Genomic DNA, 26,438 nt, shown 5'->3' on the forward strand with positions numbered 1-26,438 from the left:
CGTCAGGCCCCCCGGCTCAGGTCGTCGGGCCCGAAGGCCCACGGCAGGATCTCGGCCATCGGTTTCGGCCCGTCGAGGGTCTCGACCAGCAGGCCGGCGCCGCCGTGTTCGTAGAGGAGCTGACGGCAGCGCCCGCACGGCATCAGCAGTTCCCCGTGCCCGTCCACGCAGGTGAACGCGACCAGCCGGCCGCCTCCGGTGGCGTGCAGGGCGGATACGAGCCCGCACTCGGCGCACAGCCCGAGGCCGTAGGAGGCGTTCTCGACGTTGCAGCCGGTGACGACCCTGCCGTCGGCGGTCAGCGCCGCCGCGCCCACGGGGAACTTGGAGTAGGGCGCGTAGGCGCGGGTCATCGCGTCGGCCGCGGCCTCGCGCAGGGCCTCCCAGTCGATGTTCATCGGATGCTCACCGCTGTTCTCCCCTGCGATACGGCACGCCGTCCGCCTGCGGCATCCGCAGCCGCTGCGAGGCCACCGAGAGCACCAGCAGCGTCAGCACGTGCGGGGTGATGAAGACGAACTCGTTGGGCAGCGCCTCGACGGTCAGCCAGAGCCAGAAGAACAGCACCGCGGCGAGCGCGCTGACCGCGACGACCGTGTAGGAGCGGACTCCGGCTCCCGAGGGGCCGCTCGCCGTCAGGTTGTGCCGGATGCGCACCGCGGCGTAGCAGAGCAGCAGCAGCGCGCCGAAGAGGAACAGCCCGGTGACGGCCTGGGAGCTGCGGAGCTGGAGGCCGTCGGCGTAGCCGAACAGCGAGGCTCCGGCGGCGAGCATGCCGGGCCGCCAGTTTCCGAAGATCATCGCGGCGAGGCCGATGAAGCCGCGCCCGGCCGTCTGGCCTTCGACGTACTTGGCCGAGACGAACACCAGGAACACGCCGCCGAGCCCGGCGAACGCGCCGGAGATGACGGTGGCCACGTACTTGGCGCGGTAGACGTTGACGCCGAGCGACTCGGCGGCCTGCGGGTTCTCGCCGCAGGCGCGCAGCCGCAGGCCGAAGGGGGTGTGCCAGAGCAGCAGGTAGGAGATCGGCACCAGCGCGACGGCCAGCAGGGTCAGTACGCCGACGTCGCGGGTGAGCCCGCCGAGGATTCCGGCGACGTCGGAGGTCAGGAACCAGTGCGTCTCCTCGACCCGCTTGAGCAGGTCGGGGCCGTCGGACAGCACCGGCAGGCTGAAGTCGGGGGCGACGCCCTTCATGGACGGCGAGGAGGTGATGCCCGCGCCGGCCTCGGCTGCGGGGGTGCCCTCGGCGTAGAGGACCTCGGACAGGAACCGGGTGACGCCCGGCCCCAGCAGGTTGATGGCCACGCCGCTGATGATGTGGTCCACGCCGAAGGACACGGTGGCGACGGCGTGCAGCAGCCCGCCGAGCGCGCCGCCGAGCAGCCCGGCGGCCAGCGCGGCGACGGGACCCCACTGGTATCCGGCCCAGGCGGCGAACCAGGTGCCGAGGACCATCATGCCCTCAAGGCCGATGTTGACCACTCCGGCGCGTTCGGCCCACAGCCCGCCGAGTCCGGCGAGGCCGATCGGCACGGCGTAGCCGAGCCCGGCGGCGAAGGTGCCGGAGGAGGTCAGGTCGTCGTCGCCGGTCAGCAGGCGGACCAGCGAGAGCAGCGTGATCAGCAGCGCGACGCCGATCAGCGCCAGGTGGTAGCGGTGGACCCGGCGGACGGTCGCGGCGGTGACCGGGGCGGTGGCCGTCATGCCGCCGCGCCCTCGGGAGCCGAGGGGGTCTCGGCGAGACGGCCCGCGGCCCGGCGTTCCTCCCAGCGCAACGCGATCCGCCTGGTGACCTCGTTGACGATCACGACCATGAGCACGATCATTCCCTGGATGATGGCGATGACTGAGGGTGGGATATCGGCGAACTGCATGGGCGTGGCGGCCCGGTCGAGGAAGCCGAACAGCAGCGCGGCCAGCGCGATTCCGACGGGCCGGTTGCGGCCGAGCAGCGCCACCGCGATGCCGAGGAAGCCGAGCCCGGCGGTGAAGCCGCTGGTGCCGTAGGCGTGGCTGCGGCCGAGCATCTCGGGCAGCCCGATCAGCCCGGCGACCGCGCCGGACAGCACCATGGCGGAGATGACCATCCGGCGGGGGTCGATCCCGGCGGCGAGCGCGGCTCCGCCGTTCAGGCCGCTGGCCTTGACGTCGAATCCGAACCTGGTGCGTTCGAGGATCAGCCAGACCAGCACGCCGAGCAGCGCCGCGATCAGGATGAACCCGTAGAGGCCGCCGCCGCGCGGCGCGGGCAGGCCGAGCAGGGTGAGCAGGAAGTTCGCGTCGGGGAACCAGGCGGACTGCGGCAGCTCGCTGGTCGAGGCGATGAGCTGGCCCTCGACCCGTTCGCCGCCGAACGGCCCGCGCACCAGGTACGCGGCGACACCCACGGCGACGAAGTTGAGCATGATGGTGGAGATGACCTCGTTGACCCCTCGGTAGACCTTGAGCAGCGCGGGGATCAACGCGTAGAGGCCGCCGACCACCATCGCCACCACGATGATCACGGTGAGGTGGATCGGCGCGGGCAGCATGAGCTGGCCGCCGACGAAGGCCGACACCAGGGCGGCCATCCGGTACTGCCCCTCGACGCCGATGTTGAAGAGGTTCATCCGGAAGCCGATGGCCACCGCGAGGCCCGCGATGAACAGCGCGACCGACCGGTTCAGCCAGAACGCGACGCCGTCCGCCACGTCGGTCGGGCGGGTGCCGAAGTCGAACATCGCGGTCAGCGCGGTGGTCGGGTCGGCCCCGGCCACGGCGATGGCCACGCTGGAGATGCCGATCGCGACCAGCACGGCCACGACCACGCCTGCCGCGGTCAGCAGCACCCGCTGCAACACCGCCGCCTTCACGTCTCGTCCCTTTCGATGGCGCCGGTCATGTGGCCGCCGAGCTGTTCGGGGGTCACGCTGCCGGGGTCGAGCCGGGCGACCAGACGCCCTCGGTAGATGACGCACAGCGTGTCGGACAGGCCGATCAGCTCCTCCAGGTCGGCCGAGACCAGCAGGACGGCGAGCCCGGCGGCCCGCGCCTCGCGCAGGTGGTCCCAGATCGCCGCCTGGGCGCCGACGTCGACGCCACGGGTCGGATGGGCGGCGATCAGCAGTTTGGGGTCGCCGCTCATCTCCCGCCCGACGATGAGCTTCTGCTGGTTGCCCCCGGACAGCGCGAGGGCGAGGGTGTCCACGCCGGGGGTGCGCACGTCGTAGCGCCGCACGATCCGCGCGGTGTCGGCGCGGGCGGCCCGCCGGTTGATCCAGATGCCCTTGCGGGCGGGGGCCACCGTCTGGTGGCCGAGCACGCGGTTCTCCCACAGCGACGCCTCAAGGAGCAGGCCCTGGCGGTGGCGGTCCTCGGGGATGTAGCCGATCCCGGCGGCTCTGCGCCTGCTGGTCGGCCAGCCGCCGATGTCGTGCTCGCCGAGCGTGATCGAGCCCTCCGCCGGGCGGATGCCCATGATCGCCTCGATCAGCTCGGACTGGCCGTTGCCCTCGACCCCGGCGATGCCGAGGATCTCTCCTTCGTGGATCTCGAAGGAGACGTGGTCGAGCGGGTTGCGGCCGTCGCGCTCGGCGACGGTCAGCCCGGTCACCCGCAGCGCGACGGTCTCGGTGACCGTGGAGTCGCGCGTCTCGGGAGTGGGCAGCTCGCTGCCGACCATCAGCTCGGCGAGCCGCCTGGCCGTGACGTCGCCGGGCAGGACGCTGGCCACGGTGGTGCCCAGGCGGATCACGGTGATCGCGTCGGCGATGTCGAGCACCTCGCCCAGCTTGTGCGAGATGAAGATCACGGTCAGGCCGTCGGCGACGAGTTCGCGCAGGTTGGCGAAGAGCTCCTCGACCTCCTGCGGCACCAGCACGGCGGTGGGCTCGTCCAGGATGAGGATCCGCGCGCCTCGGTAGAGGACCTTGAGGATCTCCACCCGCTGCCGGTCGCCGACGCCCAGTTCCTCGACCGGCCGGTCGGGGTCTACGCGCAGGCCGTGGCCTTCGGCCAGTTCCAGGATGCGGGCGCGGGCGGCGGCGCGGTTCAGGCGGCCGAACCTGGACGGCTCGGCGCCGAGCACGATGTTCTCCAGCACCGTCAGGTTGTCGGCCAGCATGAAGTGCTGGTGGACCATGCCGATGCCGGCGCCGATGGCGTCGCTCGGGGTGCGGAACACCACGTCGGCGCCGTTGACACGGATGTGGCCCTCGTCGGGGCGCTGCATGCCGTACAGGATCTTCATCAGGGTGGACTTGCCGGCGCCGTTCTCGCCCACGATGGCGTGCACGGTGCCGGGCTCGATGGTGACCCGGATGTCGTGGTTGGCCACGACGCCGGGAAATCGTTTCGTGATGCCCTCAAGCTCGACGGCCGGGGGCCGTACGGGGGCCAGGGTGTCGGAGCTGGTCACAGTGCAATCTCCAGGAACCTGTTGGGTCGCCGGCCCGGGGTAGCGCGAAGCCCGGGAAGCTGAGCACGCCGGTCGGCTCCCCGGGCTCTCATACGCCTTCCCGCTCGAAATACCCGGATTCGAGCGGGACGGATCTCACGGCTTGTCCGGAACCTTGATCTCGCCGCCGATGATCTTCTCCTTGGCCTCGTCCACCTTGGCCTGGACGTCGGAGATGTGGTCACCGGTGGTGGCCAGCCCGACGCCGTCCAGTTTCAGGTCGTAGGCGACCGTCTGGCCGCCCTTGGCGCCGCCCTGGACGGACTTGACGAACTCGAAGACGCCGTTGTCCACCCGCTTGATCATCGACGTCATGATGATCTTGGTGAGCGCCGGGTCCTTCACGGTCTGGGCCTGGTCGGAGTCCACCCCGATGGCCCACTTGCCGGCGCCCGCCGCCACCGCCGCCTGGAAGACGCCGAGCCCCGAGTCGCCCGCGGCGGCGTAGACGATGTCCGCGCCCTCCTCGTACATCTTCGCGCCGGCGGTCTTGCCCTTGTCCGGGGCCTTGAAGCCGGTGAAGTCGCCCTCGGGGGTGAGGTACTTGGTGTCGATCTTGATGCCGGGCTTGGTGGCCTCGGCGCCCGCCTTGTAGCCGGCCTCGAACTTCCTGATCAGGTCGCTCTCCACGCCGCCGACGAAGCCGATGTGCCCGGACTTCGACTTCAGCGCGGCGGCCACGCCGGCAAGGTAGGAGCCCTCGTGCTCGGCGAAGGTCAGGCCGGTGACGTTGGGGCCGTTGGAGATCGAGTCCACGATGGCGAACTGGACGTCGGGATACTCCGCGGCGACCTTCTGCACGTCCGGGGCGTAGGCGAAGCCGACGCCGATGATCGGGTTGAAGCCCGCGCCCGCGAGCTGCCGCAGCAGCTCGCCGCGGTTGGAGCCGTCGCCCTGCGGGCTCAGCTCCTTGATCTCCACGCTCAGCTCGCTCTTCGCGCGTTCGAGGCCGGCATAGGCGGAGTCGTTGAACGACTTGTCCCCTCGTCCGCCGACGTCGAACGCCAGCCCTACCTTCAGGGCCGGTTTCGCGGCCTCGGTAGCGGACTCGGAACCGGATGGGGCCGTGGTCGCGGCGTTGTTCCCGCCGCCGCCACAGGCCGCGGTGGCCATGAGCAGGCCGCCGGCCAGCGCGCCCAGAGCCAGCTTGCCGATGTTCATGCGGAGCAAGAGGATCCTCCAAATTCCCCGCCGTCCGTCCGCCGCACACCCGGCGATCCGCACGGCAACCCTGAACGGAACATAGTTCAGCGGTTACCGCAGGCAGAAGGCGCGAACAGCAACGCAACCGCTCCGTTATCGACCTCAAGCGGGACTGTGACCCTAAGGGAGATCTTGCCTTTGACGGGATCTCGCAGGACATTTCTCACAGTCGTGGAAAGCCCACGCGCATCACCGGTCAGCCGAATGAGCAGAGACCCAGGAGAACCCAGGAGCACTCATGCGTAGCTGGAAGGCACTACTGGCCGTACCGACGGCCTTGTTACTCACGGGCGCGCTGGCGCCCGCCGTCAACGCCGCGACACCGGCGATCAGTGTGGTCAACGGTATGACCCAACCCGTCTTCTCCCGCGCGGACGCCATCACCCAGACCGTGTACGTCGAGGTCGCGGGCGTGGACAGCGACAGCGACGGCAAGGCGGACCGCGTCGCCGTGGACATCATGCGGCCCAAGGAGACCGAGCAGGGACTCAAGGTGCCCGTCATCATGGAGGCGAGCCCGTACTACGCCCCCCTGAACGACGTGCCGAACCACAATGTGGACATCGACGGCGACACCGGAGGTAAGGTCTCCGGGCTGATCGCCAGGGGCCGGGCCGACGCCCTGAAGGGCATCGGCGCCGCTCAGGCCGTCGCGTTCGACGGCTACTACGACAACTACTTCGTGCCTCGCGGCTACGCGATCGCACTGGTGGAGAACCTCGGCAGCGGCCGGGCCACCGGCTGCCCGACCACGGGCGACCGCAACGAGACGCTCGGCCCGAAGGCCGCCGTGGACTGGCTGAACGGCCGGGCCCGGGGATTCGACGCGAACGGGAACCCGGTTCGCGCCGACTGGTCCACGGGCAACGTCGGCATGATCGGCGTGTCGTACAACGGCACACTGCCCAACGCGGTCGCCTCGACCGGCGTCCCCGGGCTGAAGACGATCGTGCCGATCGCCGCGATCTCCTCCTGGTACGACTACTACCGGGCCAACGGCGGCGTGCTCGCCCCCGGCGGCTACCAGGGAGAGGACGCGGACGTGCTCGCCCGCGTGGTGCTGACCAGGCAGAACGCGCAAGAGGCGTGCGGCGCGCTGATGGACCGGATAGAGACCGACCAGGACCGGGTCACCGGTGACTACAGCCGCTTCTGGGACTCCCGCAACTACCTGAACGACGTCCGCAAGGTCAGGGCCAGCGTCTTCCTGGTGCACGGGCTCAACGACTGGAACGTCAAGACCAAGCAGGCCGCGCAGTGGTGGTACGCGCTGTCCAAGCAGAACGTGCCCCGCAAGATCTGGCTGACCCAGGGCGCGCACACCAACCCGTTCAGTTTCCGCACCGAGGAGTGGCTGCGCCAGCTCAACGCCTGGTTCGACTACTGGCTCTACGGCGTCAAGAACGGAATCATGAAGGAGCCGCAGGCCGACGTGGAGATCGCCGCCGGGCAGTGGGAACGGCAACCGTCGTGGCCGCTGCCGGGCTCGCGTCCGGTCTCCGTGCCCTTGAAGACCACGGGAGCCGGCGAGTGGTTCGTGGACCAGCGGACGCGCACCGCCGAGCAGCTCGCGGCCTCGCCCGAGGCGGCGGACGGCAACCGGCTGGCCTACCTCACCCCGGCGCTGAAGAGGGACGTCAGGATCTCCGGGACCCCGGAGATCAAGGTGCGGGCGTCCCTGGAGGGCGGGCGCTCGCCGTACCTGACGGCGTTGCTCGTGGACTACGGCACCGACACCCGCGCCACCGGCGCGCTGCGCACCACTGGGCAGCAGTACTGCTACGGCGAGAGCGTGGAGGGCGATCCGGGCTGCCTGATCACCCGCCAGCACGTCACGGTGGAGGCCCCGTTCAAGATCGTCACACGAGGGTGGCTGGACGTGCGCAACCGCCATCGCCCGGACCGCACCGAGGCGGTGAAGCCGGGCAAGGCGTACGACTTCCGCTGGGACCTCCAGCCGCAGGACTACGTCTTCAAGGCCGGGCACCGGATCGGCGTGGTGCTGCTGTCCACGGACTACGACTACACGCTGCGGTATCCCGGCGGCACCCTGGTGAAGGTGCAGCCGGGCAAGAGCGCGGTGACCCTTCCCGTCACCGGGCCGGGCCCCAAGCTCTGACCCGGCCGTGAGGCGGGGCCCTGGCCTGACGGCCCGCCGTCAGGCCAGGGCTTCCGCGACGTAGGTCTCGCTGCCGGGCCGGCCACCCTCCCACAGGGCGGTCAGCGCGGTGGCGGCCATGAACCGCACGCCCATGCCGATGCAGGTCTCGTCCACGTCGAAGGTGCCCTGGTGGATGTCGAGCCGACCGGCCGAGCCGGGCTTGCGCACGCCGAGCCGGGCGAAGGCCCCGGGGATCGACTCCAGATACCAGCCGAAGTCTTCACCGCCCAGGCTCTGCTCGGTCGGCACGACGGCGCCCGCGCCCAGCGCCCGATCCGCCGCCTCGGCCAGCATCTGCACGCTGACCTCGTCGTTGACCACCGGCGGGACGCCCCTGGTGTACTCCATCTCGGCCTCAAGGCCGTAGGCGCCCGCCACGGAGTCCAGCAGGGTCTTCAGCAGCTCGGGAGCGCCGTGCCAGGCGGATTCGTCCAGGCAGCGCACGGTGCCCTCGGCGACGCCGTCGTCGGGGATGGCATTGGCCACCGAACCGGCCTCCACGCGGCCCCAGACCAGGCTGAGCGACGAGCGCGGATCGACCCGCCGCGACAGTGCGGCGGGCAGCTCGGTGAGGATCTTGGCCAGCCCGAAGACCAGGTCGGCGGTCAAGTGCGGGCGAGCGGTGTGGCCGCCGGGGCCGCTCACCCTGATCCGCACCTTGTCACAGGCCGAGGTGATCGGCCCGGTGCGCAGCCCGACCTGGCCGACGTCGACCCGGGGGTCGCAGTGCAGCCCGAAGATCCGGTCGACCCCGCTGATCCCGCCGGAGGCCATCACCTCAAGGGCGCCGCCCGGCAGCTCCTCGGCCGGCTGGAAGATCATCCGTACCCGGCCGGGCAGCAGCCCGGCGGCGGCCTGCTCGGCCAGGAAGAGCGCGGTGCCCAGCAGGATGGTGGTGTGCACGTCGTGGCCGCACGCGTGGCACCTGCCCGGCACCGTGGAGCGGTACGGCACGTCCTTCTCGTCGGCCAGCGCGAGCGCGTCGATGTCCGCGCGCAGCGCCACCGTCGGCCCGTCACCACTACCGACCTCGCAGACCAGCCCCGTCCCCTTGGGCAGCACGGCGTGGACCAGCCCGGCCCGCTCCAGCCGCTCCGAGATCCGCTTCGTCGTGCGGTACTCGGCGAAGGCCAGCTCCGGGTGCATGTGCAGGTCACGCCGGAAGTCGATCAGCGCTGGCTCGGCTTGGACGAGGAACGCGTCGAGTTCCCCCCGCAGATCCCGTCCTCGCATCGGTCACCGTCCCATTCTCGCGTCGCCGTCTGGGTGGACGTCTTGAGCAACGTGTCTGCTTTGTCACGCGCCACGCCCCCGGCGTCTCCGGACGCCGGGTCAAGTGGCATCGGGCCGCCGGGGTCGCAGAAGATCATCCCAGATCGGCCACGACCGTTGACATGTCGAATTCCGCTCCATCGCCCGATACGGCGATCGGGGCGGCACCACCCGTAAAAGCGAGTGCCCGGCCGGGTGGTCGTCGGGTGTCGCGATCGCTCCGGCACGGGCTGTGCGAGCCCTCGCGCGCCCGGGGGATGGGTGAAGCCCACGTGCGCGTAGGCGATAACACGACTGTATCTCGCCACGGCGCTCTCTCGCGAAAATCCACGCGAAATGGCAGGCATCGCTGGGGCACCCCTTAGGGCGCCGCTCCCGTCTCACGAATACGCTCTGACCACGGCGAACGTGCCGCTCACCAACGGCATACCACCCGGTGCACCCGAAACGCACTACCGGTGCACGGCCCGTACGGCATGCCGTCTCGACCGGAAAACCACCCGAATGAACCACGCGCCTATAGCCCTCTCCTATCCAGCCGCCCGGCAAGTGTGCCACTCGCCCCGTGCGCCGTCCGTGTCCCACCAACTCCGCTGCACGACAAATTTCCGTTTAAACCCGCGTGACCCTCCCCATTGGGGTCACCTCTGGTGCTAGTCATCGCACCTCCTCGACTCATCCCATCAGGAGAATTGCGTGCTTTACTCCGCTTGTGATCACGAATATCCCATTCGCGGAGAAGTATGCGAAGCTCAGCATCTTCGAACCGAGCGAAGGGACTCTGGTGATCGTGCCCTCGCTCTCGCTACCCCAGGATGAGCTACGCCGCATCACCGGAGTCACGTGCTACGAGGAGCGCCTCCTCTTCCTCCTGCTGACCCTGCGACGACCCGGGATAGAAGTGATCTACCTGTCCTCCCGCCCGGTGGACGAGGAGATCATCGAGTACTACCTGGGCTTCCTGGACGATCCCGTCGGCGCGCGGGCCCGTCTGCACCTGATCAGCACCGACGAGCCGGACACCCAGCCGCTGACCCGCACCATCGTCCGGCGGCGCGACCTGGTCGGCCGGATCCGCGAGCTGGCCGGGAGCGATGCCTGGCTGGTGCCGTTCGTGGTCAGCGAGCACGAGGAGCGGCTCGCCGCCATGCTGGCCGTCCCGATCTACGGCCCCGCGCTGAACCTGGCCCACCTGGGCTCCAAGAGCGGGTCACGGGAGGTCGGCGAGGAGGCAGGCGTCCCGATGCCGCGCGGCACCGGCGACCTGTACTCCCTGCCCGCCACCGAACAGGCGGCCGGGCTGCTCAAGGTGCGCGACCGGCTGATCGTCAAGCTCAACGACGGCTACTCGGGCCTGGGCAACGCGGTGGTCCGCAAGATCCCGGGACTGCCGCTCACCGATTCGCCGACCAGCTTCTCGGCGGACGAGGAGACCTGGGAGACGTTCGGGCAGAAGATCTCCGAACGCGGCGCGGTGATCGAGGAGTTCATCGAGGACCGCCCGCTCTACTCCCCAAGCGCGCTGGCCATGATCACCCCGGGCGGTCACTTCGACGTGATCGCCACGCACGACCAGGTCCTCGGCGGCGCCAACGCCGACGTCTTCAAGGGCTGCACGTTCCCCGCGCGCAAGCGCTACCGCCACCAGGTGGGCGAATCGGCCCGCCGCATCGCCGGAGTGCTCGCCGAGCGCGGCGTGGTCGGGCTGTTCGGCATGGACTTCTTCGCGCTGAAGACCGACGGCGGCTACGGCGCGCTGCTGTGCGAGATCAACCTGCGGATCGGCGGCACCACGCACCCGTACGGCGCCACCGTGCTCACCACCGGCGCCACCTACGACCCGGCCACCGGCACGCTGATGGACGGGCCCCGGCCCAAGTACTACACGGCCACCGACAACTGCGCGTCGCCGCACCTGCTCGGCCGGACGGCGGGCGAGATAATCCGCCTGGTCGAAGGCGCCGGGCTGGGCTTCGACGCGGCCACCCGCACCGGAAACGTGCTGCACATGCTCGGCGCGGTGCCCGAGCACGGCAAACTCGGCTTCACCAGCATCGGCGACTCCAGGGAGCACGCGAACGAACTGCACAGGGCCACGCTCACCGCGCTCGGCGCAGAGCCCGCCATCCGATGAGGCCCAAGGCCAGCGCGATCAGGATGTTCACCCCGGCCAGGATGCCGTGGACGACGTAGAACGAGGTCTCGTGCCCCTCGGCCAGGTTGAAGCCAAGATTGATCCACTCAAAGATCATGAAAGCGGCAACCACCAGGAGAAATACGGCGATCCTTCGTGACATTTGCATGTGCCCAGTATCAAGCTCCCCCCACACCAGGTAGTTCACCGGGCGCGCTGGGAAGTCATGTCACATGAAATTCGGCGCGAAGCTACGCTGAGATCGCTATGCGGACAAAACACCAGATGTCGGCCAGTGCTCTGCTCGCCGCCGCGCTGCTGGCCACGGCCGCGCCCGTCGCGCCCGCCATGGCCGGCAGCGCCCCAGTGACCACCGGCAGGCCGGGTCCGCAGGACGCGCCCGCCACCCCCGACCCCGCCCAGGCGGAGGACCCAGCGGGGGACACAGGCCACGACACAGGCGGGGACACAGAGGCGGAGGCGGGAGCCGCAGGCACGGCCGCCGAGGTCGAAATCCCCGCCGGTGCCGGCAGCGGCTCCACGCCGATCGGCGGCGAACTGCTCGGCCGCCGGGGCATCGTGCTCCCCCAGGGCATGCCCGCCGGGATGAAGGCCCCGCCGAAGACCAAGGCGAAGTCGTTCGTCATCGCCGACGCCGGCACCGGCCAGGTCCTCGCCGCGAAGGACCCGCACGGCCACTACCTGCCCGCCAGCACACTGAAGACCCTCACCGCGCTCACCCTGATCCCCAAGCTGAACAAGGACACCAAGATCCGGCCCAGCGCCAACGCCTGCAACCAGGAGGGCACCGCGGTCGGGCTGAACGTCAAGGGCAAATACCGGGTGGAGGACCTGTTCCTGGCGCTGATGATGTCATCGGGCAACGACGCCGCGATGGCGCTCGCCGAGGCCAACGGCAGCCTGCGCACGACCATGGCCGACATGAACGCCGAGGCCAAACGCCTGCAGGCGCTCGACACCGTGGCCAAGACCCCGAGCGGCCTGGACAAGCCCGGCCAGCGCAGCTCCGCCTACGACCTGGCGCTGATCGCCCGCGCCGGGCTGGCCAACGCCGACTTCCGCCGCTACATCAGCACCAGGATCGCGAAGTTCCCCGCCCCCAAGGGCAAGTACTACGAGATCTCCAACCACAACCGGCTGCTCGGCCGCTACCGGGGCATGATCGGCATCAAGAACGGCTGGACCTCCAAGGCCATGGGCAGCTTCGTCGGCGCGGCCCGGCGCGGTGAGAACACCATCATCGTGGCCATCATGCGCCACGAGGGGTCGTTCTGGGACGAGGTCGGCGACCTGCTCGACTGGGGGTTCGCGGCCAGGGGCAAGGTCACCCCGGTGGGACAGCTCGTCGATCCGGTGCCGGAGGTGGTGCCCACCAAGCCGGTGGGCGACCCCCGGGCCGCCGCTCCGGCGGCCAGCGCGTCGGCACCCGCCGCCGCCCCCGTCTCCGGGAAGAGCGGCGGCGACGGAGGCTCCACCGCGCTCGTGGTGGCCGGGGCGGGTCTGCTGGGCGGCATCGCCTGGCTGTTGTACGGGCTGGAGCGGCGAGCCAGGACCCGCCGCCGGGCGCGCTCAGGCTGAGTTCTCAAGCCGAGCGTTCGGGTGAGCCGGTCGTGGGGGTCTCCGTGCTGGGCAGCGGCGTCGGCTCGGGAGGGGGCCCCATGTCGGCCGTGGCCGTCCACGCGGCGGCGTACAGGACGATCCGGGCCGACAGGTTGATCCACACCAGCAGCCCGACGATGACCGCGAACGTGCCGTAGACCGGGTTGCCCAGCGTGCCGCCGAGCACCAGCGCCGCGACCTGCTTGAGCACGCCGAAGCCCACCGCGCCGAACAGCGAGCCGCGCAGCAGCACCCGGAACGGCGCGGACGCCTCGGCCAGCCAGCCGAGCACGACCAGGAAGACCAAGGTGTCGGCGGCCACGCTCACCAGCAGGCCGACCCCCCACAGCCCGGCCTCGCTCGCCGGAGACTCCGACAGGCCCAGCCAGCCCGCCACCGCCGCCGTCGCGCCGGTGGCCGCGCCGCCGACGCCCACCGACACCAGCAGGGTCGCCCCGACCATCACCAGGGCCAGCAGGTCGCGCAGCTTGGCCACGAAGAAGTTCAGCGGCGGCCGGGTGGTCAGCCAGATCTCGCGCAGCGCCTGCCGCAGCGCGTCCACCGCGCCGAGCCCGGAGTAGAGCAGGCCGAGCAGACCGATGATCCCCGCCCCGACCCGCGCCTCGCTGACCTCGGTCAGGCTGAGCTGCCCGGCCAGGCCGGGCAGCTGCTCCTCGATGGCCTTCTGCAGCGTGTCGAGCGCCCCGGGACTGACCGTCACGACATAGCCGACCAGCGCGTACGCCAGGGCGATGAGCGGGAAGAAGGACAGGAACGCGAAGTAGGTGACCGCGCCGGCCAGCCGGTCTCCCGAGGTCACCTGATAACGCTGGAACGTGCGGATCAGATGGTCGAACCAGGCCCACCTGACGCGCGTCCGGCGGACCACACGGCGGCCGCGCTCCCGCCCCTTCGCGACGCGCGCCAGCGCGCGGTCCACCACCCTTGCCATATCCGGGGCCTACCCGCGTGGCGCGAGGTCAGGCGCGCGGCAGGAAGCCCACGCGATCGCGGACCATGGCCATCGTGCGCCGCGCCACCTCGCCCGCGCGCCCGGCCCCGACGGCCAGCATGCGGTCAAGCTCGGTCTCGTTGGCCAGCAGCTTCTCGGTGCGCTCGCGGATCGGGGTGAACGCCTCGACGACGGCCTCCGCGACGTCCTTCTTGAAGGTGCCGTAGCCCTGCCCGGCGTAGCGGGCCTCCAGCTCGGGGATCGGCGTGCCGGTCAGCGCGGACTGGATGCGCAGCAGGTTGGTGACGCCCGGCTTGTTCTCGTCGTCGGCGCGCACCTCGGTGCCGGTGTCGGTGACCGCGCGCATGACCTTCTTGCGCAGCGGGCCGGGGGCCTCCAGCACGTCGAGGATGCCCTGCGGGCTGGAGGAGGACTTGGACATCTTCGCCGAGGGGTCCTGGAGGTCGGTGATCTTCTCGACCTCCTTGAGGATGTGCGGCTGCGGCAGCGTGAAGGTCTCGCCGAAGCGGTGGTTGAACCGCTGGCCGAGGTCGCGGGTCAGCTCCAGGTGCTGCTTCTGGTCGGCTCCGACCGGCACCCGGTCGGCCTGGTAGAGCAGGATGTCGGCGGCCTGCAGGATGGGGTAGGTGAACAGCCCCACGCTCGCGGCGTTCTCGCCCTGTTTGGCGGACTTGTCCTTGAACTGGGTCATCCGCGCGGCCTCGCCCATGCCGGTGAGGCAGTTGAGCACCCAGGCCAGTTCGGCGTGCTCGGGCACGTGGCTCTGCACGAAGACGGTGCAGCGGTCGGGGTCGAGCCCGGCGGCGAAGAGCTGCGCGGCGGCCACCCGCGAACGGCGGCGCAGCTCGGCCGGGTCGTGCGGCACGGTGATCGCGTGCAGGTCGACGACGCAGTAGAACGCGTCATAGGTCTCCTGCATCGTCACCCACTGGCGGAGCGCACCAAGGTAGTTGCCGAGGTGGAAGGAGTCTGCCGTGGGCTGGATTCCGGAGAGCACGCGAGGTCTGGCCATAGCCGTCCATTCTGTCATTTCTCCGTGCCACCGGGCGACTCGACGGGCTCGGCGGGGTTCTTCTCCGGAGTCAAGGATTCCCCTGGTTCCGAGGGGTCTCCGGGCGGCGGCTCCGGGCCGATCAGCGGGCGGCGCAGGATGCGCACCCGGGCCACGCGCCGGGCGTCCATCTCGGTGACGGCGAACTGGAACCCGAGGAAGTCGACCTCGTCGCCGTGCTGCGGCACGCGGCCGAGCGCGGCCATCATGAACCCGCCCAGCGTCTCGTACGGCCCGCGCGGCAGCCGGATCCCGGTCTCGTCCTCGACGTCGTCGAGGTTGGCCAGGCCGTCCATCTCGATCTCACCGGCGGGCAGCCGGACGGCCTGGTCGTCCTCGACGTCGTACTCGTCGCGGATGTCGCCGATCAGCTCCTCCACCAGGTCCTCCAGGGTGACGATGCCGGCGGTGCCGCCGTACTCGTCCACCACGATGGCCAGGTGGTGCCCCTCGTCGCGCATCTCGGAGAGGGTGGGCAGCACCCGCTTGGTGGCGGGCACCATCTTGACCGGCCGGATCGTGACCAGCTCGCTGATCGGCTCGGTCCGCCCGGTCAGCACCGGGTCGAGCAGGTCTCTGACGTGCACGAACCCCAGGACGTCGTCGTAGGAGTCGCGGTAGACCGGGAAGCGGGAGTGCGGCATGGTGGCGGCGAGCACCGCGGCCTCGGCCAGGGTGGTGTCGGCGGCCATGAACTCCACCTCGGTCCTGGGCCGCATCACCTCGCGGAGCTGGCGCTTGCCCGCGGCGAACACCTCCACGATGAGCTGCCGCTCGTCCTGCGGCAGCTCCTGGTGCCCGGCCACGATGTCGCGCAGCTCCTCGGTGCTCATCGCCTCACGGTCGGTCTCCGGGTTGCCGCCGAGCAGCCGGACCACCAGGTCGGTGGACTTCGAGAGCAGCCAGATGATCGGCCTGGACAGCGCGGCGAGCCGGTCCAGGGTGGGCGCGACGAGCAGCGACAGCCCCTCGGCGCGCTGCAGGGCGAGCCGCTTGGGCGCCAGCTCGCCGAGCACCAGGGAGACGTAGGAGATGGCCAGGGTGACCAGGACCAGGGCCACCGGCGGGGCGAGGCCGCCGGGCACCCCCCAATCGGCGAGCACGGGCACCAGCTCGCCGGCCAGCGTGTCGGCGCCGAAGGCGGCGGACAGCATGGTCGCCACCGTCACGCCGATCTGCACGGCCGACAGGAAACGGTTGGGGTCGTTGGCCAGCCGGGCGACCCGCGCGCCACGACGGCCCTGCTCGCCGAGCTTGCCGATCTGACTCTCGCGCAGCGACACGAGCGCGATCTCCGCGGCGGCGAAGAAACCGCCGATGAGAATGAAGAGAAGGACCAACGCGATGTTGGCGACGACATTGTTCACACGAGTACCCGGTTTCGCACGGGCCGATATTGACGGTGGTGTGCCAGCGTACCCGGCGACTTTATGCCGGACGGAGGTCGTGTGCGCGTATGCTGGGCACGCTGGCCGTACAAATACAAACAGACTCCATCACAAATCAACACTTTGGGAGCAAGTAGTGAAGCTGCTGGTCACTGGCGGAGCTGGATACATCGGAAGCGTCGTCGCCGCCCAGCTCGTCGAGGCAGGTCACGAGGTGGTCGTGCTCGACGACCTCTCCACCGGCCACGCCGACGCCGTGCCCGGCGGCGCCAGGTTCGTCCAGGGCTCGATCACCGAGTCCTTCGACGTCCTCGACGGCGCGGGCTTCGACGGCGTGCTGCACTTCGCCGCCAAGTCGCTGGTCGGCGAGTCCGTCCGGCACCCTGACGTGTACTGGGCCGGCAATTTGGGCGGCACGCTCGCGCTGCTGGAGGCGATGCGGGTCACCGGCGTGCGCCGCATCGTGTTCTCCTCCACCGCCGCCACGTACGGCGAGCCGGAGAACATCCCGATCCGCGAGACCGACCCCACGCGCCCCACCAACCCCTACGGCGCCTCCAAGCTCGCCGTCGACACCGCCCTCGCCGCCCACACGGCGATGCACGGCCTCGGCGCCACCAGCCTGCGCTACTTCAACGTCGCGGGCGCCTACACCGCCGCAGACGGCCGCGTGTACCGCGAGCGCCACACCACGGAAACCCATCTCATCCCCAATGTCCTGGCCGTCGCGCTCGGCACGCGCGACTCCCTCAGCCTGTTCGGAGACGACTACCCAACTCCCGACGGCACGTGCGTCCGCGACTACATCCATGTCGCCGACCTGGCCCGCGCCCACCTGCTGGCCCTCGAAGCCTGCGCGCCGGGCCGCCACGCCGTCTACAACCTGGGCAACGGCACCGGGTTCTCCAACCTGGAGGTCGTCTCGGCCTGCCGCGAGGTGACCGGGCACCCCATTCCGGCGGCGGTGGCCCCGCGCCGCGAGGGCGACCCGGCCACGCTGGTGGCCTCCTCCGAGCTCATCCAGAGCGAACTGGGCTGGAAGCCCGACAACCCCTCGCTGCACACCATGGTCGCCGACGCCTGGGCCGCGCTGCACTGATGTCGCCGCCGGGCCCGGTTCAGCCGCCGAACGGGATCCGCAGCCTGGCCTTGCCGTTGTCGGGCCTGCGGTCGCCGAGCACGGCCGAGTAGACCATCGCCGAGGCCGTCATCCGCCGCCCGTGCCGGGCGTTGGCGGCGGGCACGAACACCATCCGCACGCGGGTGGCCGCGCCGACCTTCACCGGCTGCAGGCGGCAGCCCACGTACCCCGCGTACGCGCCGCATCTGGCCCCGTCGGAGGACAGCAGCCGCGCGCCCCGGATCCGCAGGAACAACTGGCCGTCCTGCACGGCCTGCGGCCCGTGGTTGGTCACCAGGGCGCGCAGCGTGGCCCCCGGCAGGCCGCCGCGCCGCGCGCGGTCCACCCGGTCGAGCCGGATCGCGAGGTCCGCGCCCTCGCCCACCTGGTTGACCGTCTCGGCCGTGTTGTCGGCCGGGTTCAGCTCGCGGGCCGACGACCGGATGGTGGCCACCGCGCGCAGCGGCCCACGCGCCTCCGGCGGGACCATGCCGACCACGGTGAGCACCCCGTGCCCGCCGCTGAGCACATCGGAGCCCGACGCGCAGACCACCTCACCGCTGCCACCCGAGGTGCCGGGACGGCATTCGGCGACGTCCACGCTGAGCACCTTCATCCCCTGCGGCAGCCGCACCCGCAGCTCCGGGCGCACGGCGGGCCCCGGCCCCGCGTTGCCGACCTCGACCCGATACCCCACGGGACGGCCGGGCTGCGCGACCCGCGGATACGACGTCATCCGCACCGACAGGTCGGCCGCCGGCGGCTCCACCGGAATCGGGGTGGGCGTGGGACGGGGCGTGGCCTCCGGCCTCGGGACCAGCGGTCTCGGGACCTGCGGCGCTCCCCCAGGCGGGTACGGCGGGGCGGGGTCGCCGATCGCCACGCCCGGCGCCGCCCAGACGCCCGTCCCCAGCAACCCAGCAACAACGCCCGCCGCGAGACGCCGCATCAAACCCACCCCCGGAACCGACCCCGATCATTCTGGCCGCGATACCCCTTCTACCTGCGCAGACACGCCGGATACCGCCCGGGAGGACGTCGGCTCGGCGGTCCATAGGGTCGCGCAGCGGGGCGAGGCCGAGCAGCCCGACCACCTGGTCGAGTTCGGCGGAGGCGAGGTCGGGGCGCAGGTTGCCCCGTCCAGCGCCGCGCCGAGTTCGCGCAGCAGCCGCTCCAGCTCGTCCTCATCGGAGGGATAGATGGTGATGCGGGTCAGAGCAGGCCGAGACGGGCGACCGCCTCGCGCTCCTCGGACAGCTCGGCCACCGAGGCGTCGATCCGCTCGCGGGAGAAGGCGTCGATGTCGAGACCCTGCACGACCTGCCACTCGCCGCCCCTGGACACCACGGGGAAGGAGGAGATGAGTCCCTCGGGAACGCCGTAAGAGCCGTCGGAGGGGATCGCCGCGGAGGTCCAGTCACCCTCGGGGGTGCCGTTCACCCAGTCGTAGACATGGTCGATGGCGGCGTTGGCGGCCGACGCGGCGCTGGACGCGCCCCGCGCCTCGATGATCGCCGCGCCGCGCTTGGCCACGGTCGGGATGAAGGTGTCGCGCAGCCACGAGTCGTCCACCTGCTCGGCGGCGACCTTGCCGCCGACCTCGGCGTGGTAGAGGTCGGGGTACTGGGTCGCGGAGTGGTTGCCCCAGATGGTCATCTTCTTGATCTCGGTGACCGGCACCTGGAGCTTGCCCGCGAGCTGCGACAGCGCGCGGTTGTGGTCGAGCCTGGTCATCGCGGTGAAGCGGCTCGCCGGCACGTCGGGCGCGTGCGCCTGGGCGATCAGCGCGTTGGTGTTGGCCGGGTTGCCGACCACCAGGACGCGCACGTCGTCGGCGGCGCCGTCGTTGATCGCCTTGCCCTGCGGGCCGAAGATGCCGCCGTTGGCCTCAAGCAGGTCGCCCCGCTCCATGCCCTTGGTGCGCGGACGGGCGCCGACCAGCAGCGCGACGTTGACGCCGTCGAACGCGACGGCCGGGTCGTCGCTGATGTCGATCCCGGCGAGCAGCGGGAACGCGCAGTCGTCGAGCTCCATCGCGGTGCCCTCGGCCGCCTTCACCGCCTGCGGGATCTCCAGCAGGCTCAGGCGCACCGGCACGTCCGGGCCGAGCAGGTGCCCTGAGGCGATGCGGAACAGCAGTGCGTAGCCGATCTGGCCGGCGGCGCCGGTGACGGTTACCTTGACGGGAGTCTGCGGCATTGCCTTCCCCCAACTCGCGGGTCGATTTCGTGACGCTCGGATGCTATCTGGCGCGCACCCGGACCCTCACCGGCAGGGTTCCATCGTGGGCGTGCGCAGCTCCGGCGTGAACTCCACATTGCCGAAGTACTTGGTCATCAGCGCCTTGACGGTGCCCTTGGCGTACAGGTCGGCGATGGCGGCGCGCACCGCCTCGCAGCCGCGGATGTCGCCCTTCCGCAGCGCGACGGCGTAGCGCTCGTTGGTCAGCTTCAATCCGACGATCTTGTAGCGCAGGTTCTCGCGGTTGGCGAACCCGGCCAGCAGCAGGTCATCGCCGGGGACCGCGTCCACGAGCCCGGACTGCAGCTTGTTGATGCACTCGGTGTAGGTCGCGGCCGGGACCAGTTCGATCCGGTCGACCACCGACTGCACCGCGCCCACCGAGGAACTGGACTCCGGCTGGCACAGCCGCTTGCCTTCGAGCCCGGCCTTGCCGGTGATCGACGAGCCGTCCTTGACCAGGACGTCGACGTGCGCCAGGTAGTAGGGCCCGGCGAAGGTCACCTCGTCGACCGAGTTGATGGAGTACGTGGAGATCACCATGTCCAGCGCGCCCTCGGCGAGCAGCACGGGACGCTGCTGGCGCTCGGTGGCCTGGAAGGTCACGCCCTCGGTCGGGACGCCGAGGGCCTTGGCGATCTCGGTCGCCAGATCGACCTCGAAGCCCTTCCACTCGGTGCCCGCCCCGGTGCCGGATGCCAGCGCGATGCCCGGCAGCCAGTTGCGCAGCCCGATGGTGATCTTCCGGTTCCTGAGCGCCTTCTCCACGACCGAGTCGTCGGTGGGGACGCCCACCGCCGCCCGGTTCTCGCCGGTCGGGGTCGGCGACGCCCCGCCCCCCAGGAAGGTCGGACGCCAGCCGGACAACAGGGCCAGGCCCGCGGCCCCGGCGATGAGCAGCAGGACCAGCAGCAGCGTCAGCGGCAGCACCGGGAACCGCCTGCGGGCCGGTTCGACGACGCCGCCCCGGCCGGGCCCGGTGGAGTCGACCAGCGGCGCGGTGCCCGGCTGGGCGGGCGGCGGCCACTGCTGCTGCGGCGGAGCGGGCAGCGGCGCCTGCGGCCCGGCCATCACGGGCCCGGGCGCGAACCCGCCGGACGTGCGGACGGCCGTGGGCCCCGGAAGCCTGGCCAGGCGGGTGCTCTCGGGGTCTTCGGCGGCGTCGGGTTTGGCCAGTTGTACGCCCTGGGTGAGGACGGCGGGCGACGCCCCGCCGCTCTCCGGACGGCCCAGCAGCCGCAGCAGCAACTGGTCGGCGGTGGGCCGGTCGCGCGAGGACTTGGCCAGCGCCGCCCGCACCACGCCGCGCAGCGGTTCGTCCAGCCTGGCGGTGTCCACCTCGTGGTTGAGCACGCGGTTGAGCACGACCGCGATGGAACTGCCGTCGAACACCGCCACGCCGGTGGCCGCGAAGGCGATCGTGGCCCCCCAGGCGAACACGTCGGTGTAGGGGCCGATGTCGTCGCCCGCGATCTGCTCGGGGGCCATGTACGCCGGGGTGCCGATGGCCCGGCTGGTGATCGTGCCGGTGGAGTCGATGATCCGGGCGATGCCGAAGTCGACCACCCGCGGGCCGTCGTTGGCCAGCAGCACGTTGTCGGGCTTGAAGTCGCGGTGGATGATCGAGGCGTGGTGGATCGCGGTCAGCGCGGTCGCGGTGCCGACCGCCAGGCGCTCCAGCGCCGAACCGCGCATCGGCCCGTCGGTGTCGATCACCTCGCGCAGCGACCGGCCGTCGATGTACTCGCTGGCGATGTAAGGGACATCGCCCTCCAGGTCGGCCTCGATGACCCGGGCCGTGCAGAACGACGCCACCCGCTGGGCCGCTCGCAGTTCGCGGGCGAACCGCGAGCGCGCGACGGTGTCGCCGCTGAACCGGACGTGCAGTAGCTTGATCGCCGCCCGTTCCCCGTTGTCGGCGACGCCCAGGTAGACGACCCCCTGGCCCCCCTCGCCGATTCTGCCCGACAACCTGAAGGATCCCAGCCTGCCCGGGTCCCCGGCGACGAGCGGCTCGATCTGCGGCATTACCTTCCTTACCAAGGATTCGTAAAGTCCCGACCAGGGAAACTTTACGGCCCCGCCGCCGGTCGAACCCCGCGCATCGTCACGAGTTACTCGCCCGTTACCGCAGGAAACTCCCCGGGAAAGCAGGAAGGACCACCACGGGGGCGGTCCTCCTGGGGGCGGCGCGTCTTCAGACGGCCATCTTCTTCTTCAGGTTCTCGTCCAGGGCGGCGAGGAAGTCCTGGGTGGTCAGCCACTGGGCGTCACTGCCCACGAGTAGGGCCAGGTCCTTGGTCATCTGGCCGCCCTCGACCGTCTCGACGCAGACCTGCTCCAGGGTGTCGGCGAACTTCGTCACCGCCGGGGTCTCGTCCAGCTTGCCGCGGTGGGCCAGGCCACGGGTCCACGCGAAGATCGAGGCGATCGGGTTCGTGGAGGTGGGCTTGCCCTGCTGGTGCTGGCGGTAGTGCCGGGTCACGGTGCCGTGCGCGGCCTCGGCCTCGACCGTGCGGCCGTCCGGGGTCATCAGCACGGAGGTCATCAGGCCGAGCGAGCCGAAGCCCTGCGCCACCGTGTCGGACTGCACGTCGCCGTCGTAGTTCTTGCACGCCCAGACGTAGCCGCCCTCCCACTTCAGCGCGGCGGCGACCATGTCGTCGATCAGGCGGTGCTCATAGGTGATCCCGGCCTTCTCGAAGTCGGCCTTGAACTCGGTCTCGTAGACCTCGGCGAAGATGTCCTTGAAGCGGCCGTCGTACGCCTTCAGGATGGTGTTCTTGGTGGACAGGTACACCGGGTAGTCGCGGGCCAGGCCGTACCTCATGGAGGCGCGGGCGAAGTCCCTGATCGACTCGTCCAGGTTGTACATGGCCATCGCGACGCCGCCGCCGGGGAAGTCGTAGACGTCCAGCTCGATCGGCTCCGAGCCGTCCTTGGGCGTGTAGGTGAGGGTCAGCATGCCCTCGCCCGGCACCTTGATGTCGGTGGCGCGGTACTGGTCGCCGAAGGCGTGACGGCCGACGACGATCGGCTTGGTCCAGCCGGGCACCAGACGCGGCACGTTGCTCATGATGATCGGCTCACGGAAGATCACACCACCGAGGATGTTGCGGATGGTCCCGTTCGGGGACCGCCACATCTTCTTCAGGCCGAACTCCTCGACGCGCGCCTCGTCCGGGGTGATCGTGGCGCACTTCACCCCGACGCCGTACTGCTTGATCGCGTTGGCGGCGTCGATGGTGACCTGGTCGTCGGTCGCGTCGCGGTGCTCGATGCCGAGGTCGTAGTACTTGAGATCGACGTCGAGGTAGGGAAGGATCAACTGGTCTTTGATGAACTGCCAGATGATCCGGGTCATCTCGTCGCCGTCAAGCTCGACGACGGGGCCCGCTACCTTGATCTTGGGCATGCGTGTGGTTCCCCTTCTGAACTAACACTGACCAGTACATTCCCTTATGGGGCTCACTGGCCGTTGAGGGTATCGGACGGCCGCGAGGGTGCGGCCGCCCGGCCGGTCATCCGATGATCCAGTCTCTGGGCACGAGCATGACCAGACCACCGAACACCAGCAGGACGCCCAGCAGGCCGAGTGTCACGACGTCGGTCGTACGGCCGCGCACGGCGAGTGGGCCCGCGCCGGTCACCGGCAGCAGGCCCCGCAGCGCGGCCCCGAGCAGGAAGAACCCGCCGAGCACCGGCACCATGATCTCGGAGGGGGCGCCGAGCATGATCGCGGACAGGCCGGAGAGCGTACCCGTCAGGATGACGGTGTACGGTCCCCAGCCGTTCCGCTGCTGTTCGGTCACCTCGCGTCGATCGGCTCCCACTTCTGGTCGCGCTCGCCGATGTACTCACTGTCCGGCCGGATCAACCGGTTGTCGGCGTGCTGCTCGATCACGTGTGCGGTCCACCCCGACATGCGACTCACCGAGAACACCGGTGTGAACAGGTCGGTGGGAATCCCAAGATAGTGGTAGACCGTGGCGGCATAGAAGTCGACGTTGGGGTAGAGCCCCTTCTCGTCCAGGACGACCTGCTCCATCTCCCGCGACATCCGGAAGTAGGTGTCGTCGCCCGCCGCCTGGGCCAGCTCCTGCGACATCTTGCGCAGGTGCGTCGCCCTGGGGTCCTCGGTCTTGTAGACCCGGTGACCGAAGCCCATGATCTTCTGGTGGTCGGCCAGCATCTGGCGAACCGTGCTCGCCACGCTGCCCGGTTCGATGCTCTGCAGGGTGCGCATGACCTGCTCGTTGGCCCCGCCGTGCAGCGGGCCCTTGAGCGTGCCGATCGCCGCGACGATCGCCGAGTGCATGTCCGAGAGCGTGGCGGCGCACACCCTCGCGGCGAAGGTCGAGGCGTTCATGGTGTGGTCGGCGTGCAGCACCAGGCAGGCGTCGAAGATCTCGACCGCCCGGGGGTCGGGAGTGCGGCCGGTGATCTGCAACAGGAAGTTCGCGGCGACGCTCAGCCCCGGGTCCGGGTCCGGCACGCTCACGCCGGATCGGGCGGCGTGGTAGCGGGCGACCAGGATCGGCTGCTGTGCGGTGAGCCGCGCGGCCTTGCGCAGATTGGCCTCGACGTCGTTGGAGTCCTTGTCGGGATCCTCCGCGCCGGCGAGCGACACCAGGGTGCGCAACGCCTCCATCGGGGCCATCTTCTCGGCGATCTCAGGGATGTTGGCCTCGACCAGAGCCCCGAGCGCACGACCATCGACCAGTTTCGCGCCATAGGCTGCGAGCTGGTCTCTCGTCGGGAGCGCACCGCACTGCAGCAGGTGTGCGGTCTCTTCGAACGTCGTACGGCCGGCCAGGTCGTGGATGTCGTAGCCGCGGTAGAACAGGCGGCCGGCCTTCCCGTCGATGTCGCTCAGCGCTGTGGACGCGGCGACGACATCGGCGAGACCTTTGGTGGGTTTTTCCGCTGTCGCGCGCGGGGCTCCGACCCCCGCGCCCCCCTCGGGTGAGGTTGCGTTCATTGTGTGTTTCCTCCGCGTATCATCGCCCGAAGTCTACCCGTGAGCTGGCAAAACCTCGGCTGGGGCCCCACGCCAAATTCGAGCCGGATTCTCCTTACGGCAAAGGCGATTCCCCATCCCCTCGTTTGGGTAAGCCGGAGCTATAGCAGAAGATACGGCGGGCTACCTGGGGAGGAACTGCCGTGGAGGGGCCGTTCATACGCATCGAGGACACTGGCGAGGTTGTCCCGTTGCGCCCCGAGATCACCACGGTCGGCCGCGGCCGTGGTGCCGACATCCGGCTGACGGATCCGAGTGTGTCCCGGCTGCACGCGGAGTTCGTCCGGCGCGGGCCATATCTCTATGTCGTAGATCTCGGGCTTTCACGCAACGGAACAAGGGTGAACGGCAGGCCGATCGCCCGGAGGGTCCTCGACGACGGCGACGTCGTCTCCTTTGGGGCGGCTCGGGCCAGGATCGGCGGCATACCCAGGGAGGACTTCACTCCCGAGGTAGAGCTGCGCCGCGCCGCCGCACCGGAGTTGACCAGGCGGGAGGTCGACGTGCTCACATCGCTGTGCCGTCCGGCGCTGTCGGACGAGGCGTTCGTGGCGCCGGCGACCGCACGCGAGATCGCCGACGATCTGGTGGTCACCGAGGCGGCGGTGAAACAACACCTGCTCCGGCTTTACCAGAAGTTCCGCATCCCGGAGGGCACCAACCGCCGCACGCGCCTGGCCAACGAGGTCGTCGCACTCGGCTTGGTACGCCCCACCCCGGTGGTGCCGTCCCAACGCGCCGCCACCGCCCCACCCGATCCCACAAGCCACCCGACCCCCACCACGACCACAGCAGGCCGCCGCGCCTCCTGATCCACCTCGACGGGAACGTGCCAACACCCCACGGGAGTGGCCCTTCCCCATGCCCACGACCCCGGAAAGCGGCAGAGTGAGATATCACACATGTCGTACCCCGGCGTGGGATCGGCGTTCCCGGGGCGGCGTAGCAGGGTCAGTGGGACTGGCGTTCGGCGGCTTCGACGACGTTGGTGAGGAGCATGGCGCGGGTCATGGGGCCGACGCCGCCGGGGTTGGGGGCCAGGTGGCCGGCCACTTCGGCGACGTCGAGGGCGACGTCGCCGGCGATCTTGCCGTCGACGCGGGAGACGCCCACGTCGAGGACGGCCGCGCCCGGCTTGACCATGTCGGCGGTGATCAGGCCGGGGACTCCGGCCGCAGCCACCACGATGTCGGCGCGGCGGACGTGGGCCGCGAGGTCTTGGGTGCCGGTGTGGCACAGGGTCACCGTGGCGTTCTCGCTTCGGCGGGTCAGCAGCAGCCCGAGCGAGCGCCCCACCGTGATGCCGCGCCCGACCACCACGGCCTCCGCGCCCTTGGTCGGCACACCGAACTCCGCGAGCAGCGCCACGATTCCGCGCGGCGTGCACGGCAGCGGCGCGTCGACCATGTGCACCAGGCGGCCGAGATTGACCGGGTGCAGCCCGTCGGCGTCTTTCGCCGGGTCGACCCGCTCGATCAGCGCCATCGTGTCGAGGTGCCTGGGCAGCGGAAGCTGGATCAGGTAGCCGGTGCACTCCGGCATCGCGTTCAGCTCGTCGATGACCGCCTCGATCTCGGCCTGCGTGGCCGTGGCGGGCAGATCCCTGCGGATGGAGGCGATGCCCACCTCGTTACAGTCGCGGTGCTTGCCCGCCACATAGATCTGGCTGCCGGGATCATCGCCGACGAGCACCGTGCCGAGCCCGGGGGTGATGCCCTGCTCCTTAAGCGCGGCCACCCGGACCGCCAGGTCGGCCTTGATGCGTGCCGCGGTTGCCTTGCCGTCCAGTCTCTGCGCGCTCATGAGGCCCTATC

At 70.3% G+C, this 26,438-nt stretch carries 22 protein-coding genes; 5 read left to right on the plus strand and 17 right to left on the minus strand.

Annotated elements, in window-relative coordinates; genetic code table 11:
• Positions 1–2: 2 nt before the first annotated feature.
• The 5 genes from P3X83_RS01535 to P3X83_RS01555 form a co-directional block, all read right to left on the minus strand.
• Positions 3–398 (minus strand): cytidine deaminase, encoded by a 396-nt coding sequence (locus tag P3X83_RS01535; RefSeq protein WP_277303402.1) that lies wholly within the window; start codon positions 396–398, stop codon positions 3–5.
• A 7-nt stretch (positions 399–405) separates the two neighbouring features.
• Entirely contained in the window at positions 406–1,710 is a 1,305-nt protein-coding gene (locus tag P3X83_RS01540; RefSeq protein ID WP_277303403.1) for an ABC transporter permease, read from the minus strand.
• Entirely contained in the window at positions 1,707–2,858 is a 1,152-nt protein-coding gene (locus P3X83_RS01545; RefSeq protein WP_277303404.1) for an ABC transporter permease, read from the minus strand. Before P3X83_RS01545 ends, P3X83_RS01540 begins: the two co-directional genes overlap by 4 nt.
• The gene (locus P3X83_RS01550; protein ID WP_277303405.1) at positions 2,855–4,402 is read right to left on the minus strand and encodes an ABC transporter ATP-binding protein; all 1,548 of its coding nucleotides are present in this window, start codon (positions 4,400–4,402) and stop codon (positions 2,855–2,857) included. The genes P3X83_RS01545 and P3X83_RS01550 overlap by 4 nt, the downstream gene beginning before the upstream one ends.
• Before the next feature lie 135 nt (positions 4,403–4,537).
• On the minus strand, positions 4,538–5,602 hold the full coding sequence (locus tag P3X83_RS01555; protein ID WP_277303406.1) for a BMP family ABC transporter substrate-binding protein: 1,065 nt from the start codon (positions 5,600–5,602) through the stop codon (positions 4,538–4,540).
• A gap of 280 nt (positions 5,603–5,882) precedes the next feature.
• Between P3X83_RS01555 and P3X83_RS01560 the strand changes: the two genes are divergently transcribed.
• Positions 5,883–7,763, plus strand: coding sequence for a Xaa-Pro dipeptidyl-peptidase (locus P3X83_RS01560; RefSeq protein WP_277303407.1), 1,881 nt, complete (start codon positions 5,883–5,885; stop codon positions 7,761–7,763).
• 39 nt (positions 7,764–7,802) lie between these two features.
• Here P3X83_RS01560 and P3X83_RS01565 read toward each other — a convergent pair whose 3' ends face one another.
• Positions 7,803–9,038 (minus strand): amidohydrolase, encoded by a 1,236-nt coding sequence (locus P3X83_RS01565; protein WP_277303408.1) that lies wholly within the window; start codon positions 9,036–9,038, stop codon positions 7,803–7,805.
• A gap of 823 nt (positions 9,039–9,861) precedes the next feature.
• Here P3X83_RS01565 and P3X83_RS01570 point away from each other — a divergent pair.
• Positions 9,862–11,211 (plus strand): peptide ligase PGM1-related protein, encoded by a 1,350-nt coding sequence (locus P3X83_RS01570; RefSeq protein WP_277303409.1) that lies wholly within the window; start codon positions 9,862–9,864, stop codon positions 11,209–11,211.
• Here P3X83_RS01570 and P3X83_RS01575 read toward each other — a convergent pair.
• A complete protein-coding gene (locus tag P3X83_RS01575; RefSeq protein WP_277303410.1) occupies positions 11,177–11,419 on the minus strand; it encodes a hypothetical protein in 243 nt (80 codons plus the stop codon). The two genes, P3X83_RS01570 and P3X83_RS01575, sit on opposite strands and share 35 nt — an antisense overlap.
• Positions 11,420–11,496: 77 nt before the next feature.
• Between P3X83_RS01575 and P3X83_RS01580 the strand changes: the two genes are divergently transcribed.
• Positions 11,497–12,810: a D-alanyl-D-alanine carboxypeptidase gene (locus tag P3X83_RS01580; protein ID WP_277303411.1), complete on the plus strand. Its 1,314-nt coding sequence runs from the start codon at positions 11,497–11,499 to the stop codon at positions 12,808–12,810.
• Between the two features lie 4 nt (positions 12,811–12,814).
• On the opposite strand, the gene P3X83_RS01585 is transcribed toward P3X83_RS01580, so the two are convergent.
• From P3X83_RS01585 to P3X83_RS01595, 3 genes are read right to left on the minus strand one after another with little or no spacing between them, the layout of a single operon-like run.
• Positions 12,815–13,783 carry a YihY/virulence factor BrkB family protein gene (locus P3X83_RS01585; RefSeq protein WP_277303412.1) on the minus strand — a complete coding sequence of 323 codons (969 nt, stop codon included), beginning with the start codon at positions 13,781–13,783 and terminating at the stop codon, positions 12,815–12,817.
• 28 nt (positions 13,784–13,811) lie between these two features.
• Positions 13,812–14,816: a tryptophan--tRNA ligase gene (trpS, locus tag P3X83_RS01590; RefSeq protein ID WP_277303413.1), complete on the minus strand. Its 1,005-nt coding sequence runs from the start codon at positions 14,814–14,816 to the stop codon at positions 13,812–13,814.
• Between the two features lie 14 nt (positions 14,817–14,830).
• Positions 14,831–16,222 carry a hemolysin family protein gene (locus P3X83_RS01595; protein ID WP_277303414.1) on the minus strand — a complete coding sequence of 464 codons (1,392 nt, stop codon included), beginning with the start codon at positions 16,220–16,222 and terminating at the stop codon, positions 14,831–14,833.
• Between the two features lie 157 nt (positions 16,223–16,379).
• Here P3X83_RS01595 and galE point away from each other — a divergent pair, with 157 nt between their 5' ends.
• Positions 16,380–17,342 (plus strand): UDP-glucose 4-epimerase GalE, encoded by a 963-nt coding sequence (gene galE / locus P3X83_RS01600; protein ID WP_277303415.1) that lies wholly within the window; start codon positions 16,380–16,382, stop codon positions 17,340–17,342.
• Positions 17,343–17,361: 19 nt separating this feature from the next.
• On the opposite strand, the gene P3X83_RS01605 is transcribed toward galE, so the two are convergent.
• The 6 genes from P3X83_RS01605 to P3X83_RS01630 all read right to left on the minus strand — a co-directional run bounded on the left by P3X83_RS01605 (position 17,362) and on the right by P3X83_RS01630 (position 24,585).
• The gene (locus tag P3X83_RS01605; protein WP_277303416.1) at positions 17,362–18,312 is read right to left on the minus strand and encodes a hypothetical protein; all 951 of its coding nucleotides are present in this window, start codon (positions 18,310–18,312) and stop codon (positions 17,362–17,364) included.
• A gap of 263 nt (positions 18,313–18,575) precedes the next feature.
• Complete coding sequence (locus P3X83_RS01610; RefSeq protein WP_277303417.1) at positions 18,576–19,562, minus strand: malate dehydrogenase; 987 nt, start codon at positions 19,560–19,562, stop codon at positions 18,576–18,578.
• A 66-nt stretch (positions 19,563–19,628) separates the two neighbouring features.
• Positions 19,629–21,632 carry a serine/threonine-protein kinase gene (locus tag P3X83_RS01615; protein ID WP_277303418.1) on the minus strand — a complete coding sequence of 668 codons (2,004 nt, stop codon included), beginning with the start codon at positions 21,630–21,632 and terminating at the stop codon, positions 19,629–19,631.
• A 169-nt stretch (positions 21,633–21,801) separates the two neighbouring features.
• Positions 21,802–23,019 (minus strand): NADP-dependent isocitrate dehydrogenase, encoded by a 1,218-nt coding sequence (locus P3X83_RS01620; RefSeq protein WP_277303419.1) that lies wholly within the window; start codon positions 23,017–23,019, stop codon positions 21,802–21,804.
• Positions 23,020–23,125: 106 nt separating this feature from the next.
• The gene (locus P3X83_RS01625; RefSeq protein WP_277303420.1) at positions 23,126–23,416 is read right to left on the minus strand and encodes a DUF3017 domain-containing protein; all 291 of its coding nucleotides are present in this window, start codon (positions 23,414–23,416) and stop codon (positions 23,126–23,128) included.
• Entirely contained in the window at positions 23,413–24,585 is a 1,173-nt protein-coding gene (locus tag P3X83_RS01630) for a citrate/2-methylcitrate synthase (RefSeq protein ID WP_277303421.1), read from the minus strand. The genes P3X83_RS01625 and P3X83_RS01630 overlap by 4 nt, the downstream gene beginning before the upstream one ends.
• Before the next feature lie 182 nt (positions 24,586–24,767).
• Between P3X83_RS01630 and P3X83_RS01635 the strand changes: the two genes are divergently transcribed.
• Positions 24,768–25,436: an FHA domain-containing protein gene (locus tag P3X83_RS01635; RefSeq protein WP_277303422.1), complete on the plus strand. Its 669-nt coding sequence runs from the start codon at positions 24,768–24,770 to the stop codon at positions 25,434–25,436.
• A gap of 139 nt (positions 25,437–25,575) precedes the next feature.
• Here the strand turns inward: P3X83_RS01635 and P3X83_RS01640 are convergent, their stop codons facing one another.
• Positions 25,576–26,427 carry a bifunctional methylenetetrahydrofolate dehydrogenase/methenyltetrahydrofolate cyclohydrolase gene (locus P3X83_RS01640; RefSeq protein ID WP_277303423.1) on the minus strand — a complete coding sequence of 284 codons (852 nt, stop codon included), beginning with the start codon at positions 26,425–26,427 and terminating at the stop codon, positions 25,576–25,578.
• Positions 26,428–26,438 lie beyond the last annotated feature (11 nt).

Source organism: Spongiactinospora sp. TRM90649 (assembly GCF_029382225.1).
Classification (GTDB): Bacteria; Actinomycetota; Actinomycetes; order Streptosporangiales; family Streptosporangiaceae; genus Spongiactinospora.

Excerpts from the sequence above, each read along its gene's own strand:
- P3X83_RS01535 (WP_277303402.1), bottom strand. The coding sequence starts at position 398 with ATGAACATCGACTGGGAGGCCCTGCGCGAGGCCGCGGCCGACGCGATG.
- P3X83_RS01540 (WP_277303403.1), bottom strand. The coding sequence starts at position 1,710 with ATGACGGCCACCGCCCCGGTCACCGCCGCGACCGTCCGCCGGGTCCAC.
- P3X83_RS01555 (WP_277303406.1), bottom strand. The coding sequence starts at position 5,602 with ATGAACATCGGCAAGCTGGCTCTGGGCGCGCTGGCCGGCGGCCTGCTC.
- P3X83_RS01560 (WP_277303407.1), top strand. The coding sequence starts at position 5,883 with ATGCGTAGCTGGAAGGCACTACTGGCCGTACCGACGGCCTTGTTACTC.
- P3X83_RS01565 (WP_277303408.1), bottom strand. The coding sequence starts at position 9,038 with ATGCGAGGACGGGATCTGCGGGGGGAACTCGACGCGTTCCTCGTCCAA.
- P3X83_RS01580 (WP_277303411.1), top strand. The coding sequence starts at position 11,497 with ATGTCGGCCAGTGCTCTGCTCGCCGCCGCGCTGCTGGCCACGGCCGCG.
- P3X83_RS01585 (WP_277303412.1), bottom strand. The coding sequence starts at position 13,783 with ATGGCAAGGGTGGTGGACCGCGCGCTGGCGCGCGTCGCGAAGGGGCGG.
- trpS (WP_277303413.1), bottom strand. The coding sequence starts at position 14,816 with ATGGCCAGACCTCGCGTGCTCTCCGGAATCCAGCCCACGGCAGACTCC.
- P3X83_RS01605 (WP_277303416.1), bottom strand. The coding sequence starts at position 18,312 with ATGCGGCGTCTCGCGGCGGGCGTTGTTGCTGGGTTGCTGGGGACGGGC.
- P3X83_RS01610 (WP_277303417.1), bottom strand. The coding sequence starts at position 19,562 with ATGCCGCAGACTCCCGTCAAGGTAACCGTCACCGGCGCCGCCGGCCAG.
- P3X83_RS01615 (WP_277303418.1), bottom strand. The coding sequence starts at position 21,632 with ATGCCGCAGATCGAGCCGCTCGTCGCCGGGGACCCGGGCAGGCTGGGA.
- P3X83_RS01620 (WP_277303419.1), bottom strand. The coding sequence starts at position 23,019 with ATGCCCAAGATCAAGGTAGCGGGCCCCGTCGTCGAGCTTGACGGCGAC.
- P3X83_RS01630 (WP_277303421.1), bottom strand. The coding sequence starts at position 24,585 with ATGAACGCAACCTCACCCGAGGGGGGCGCGGGGGTCGGAGCCCCGCGC.
- P3X83_RS01640 (WP_277303423.1), bottom strand. The coding sequence starts at position 26,427 with ATGAGCGCGCAGAGACTGGACGGCAAGGCAACCGCGGCACGCATCAAG.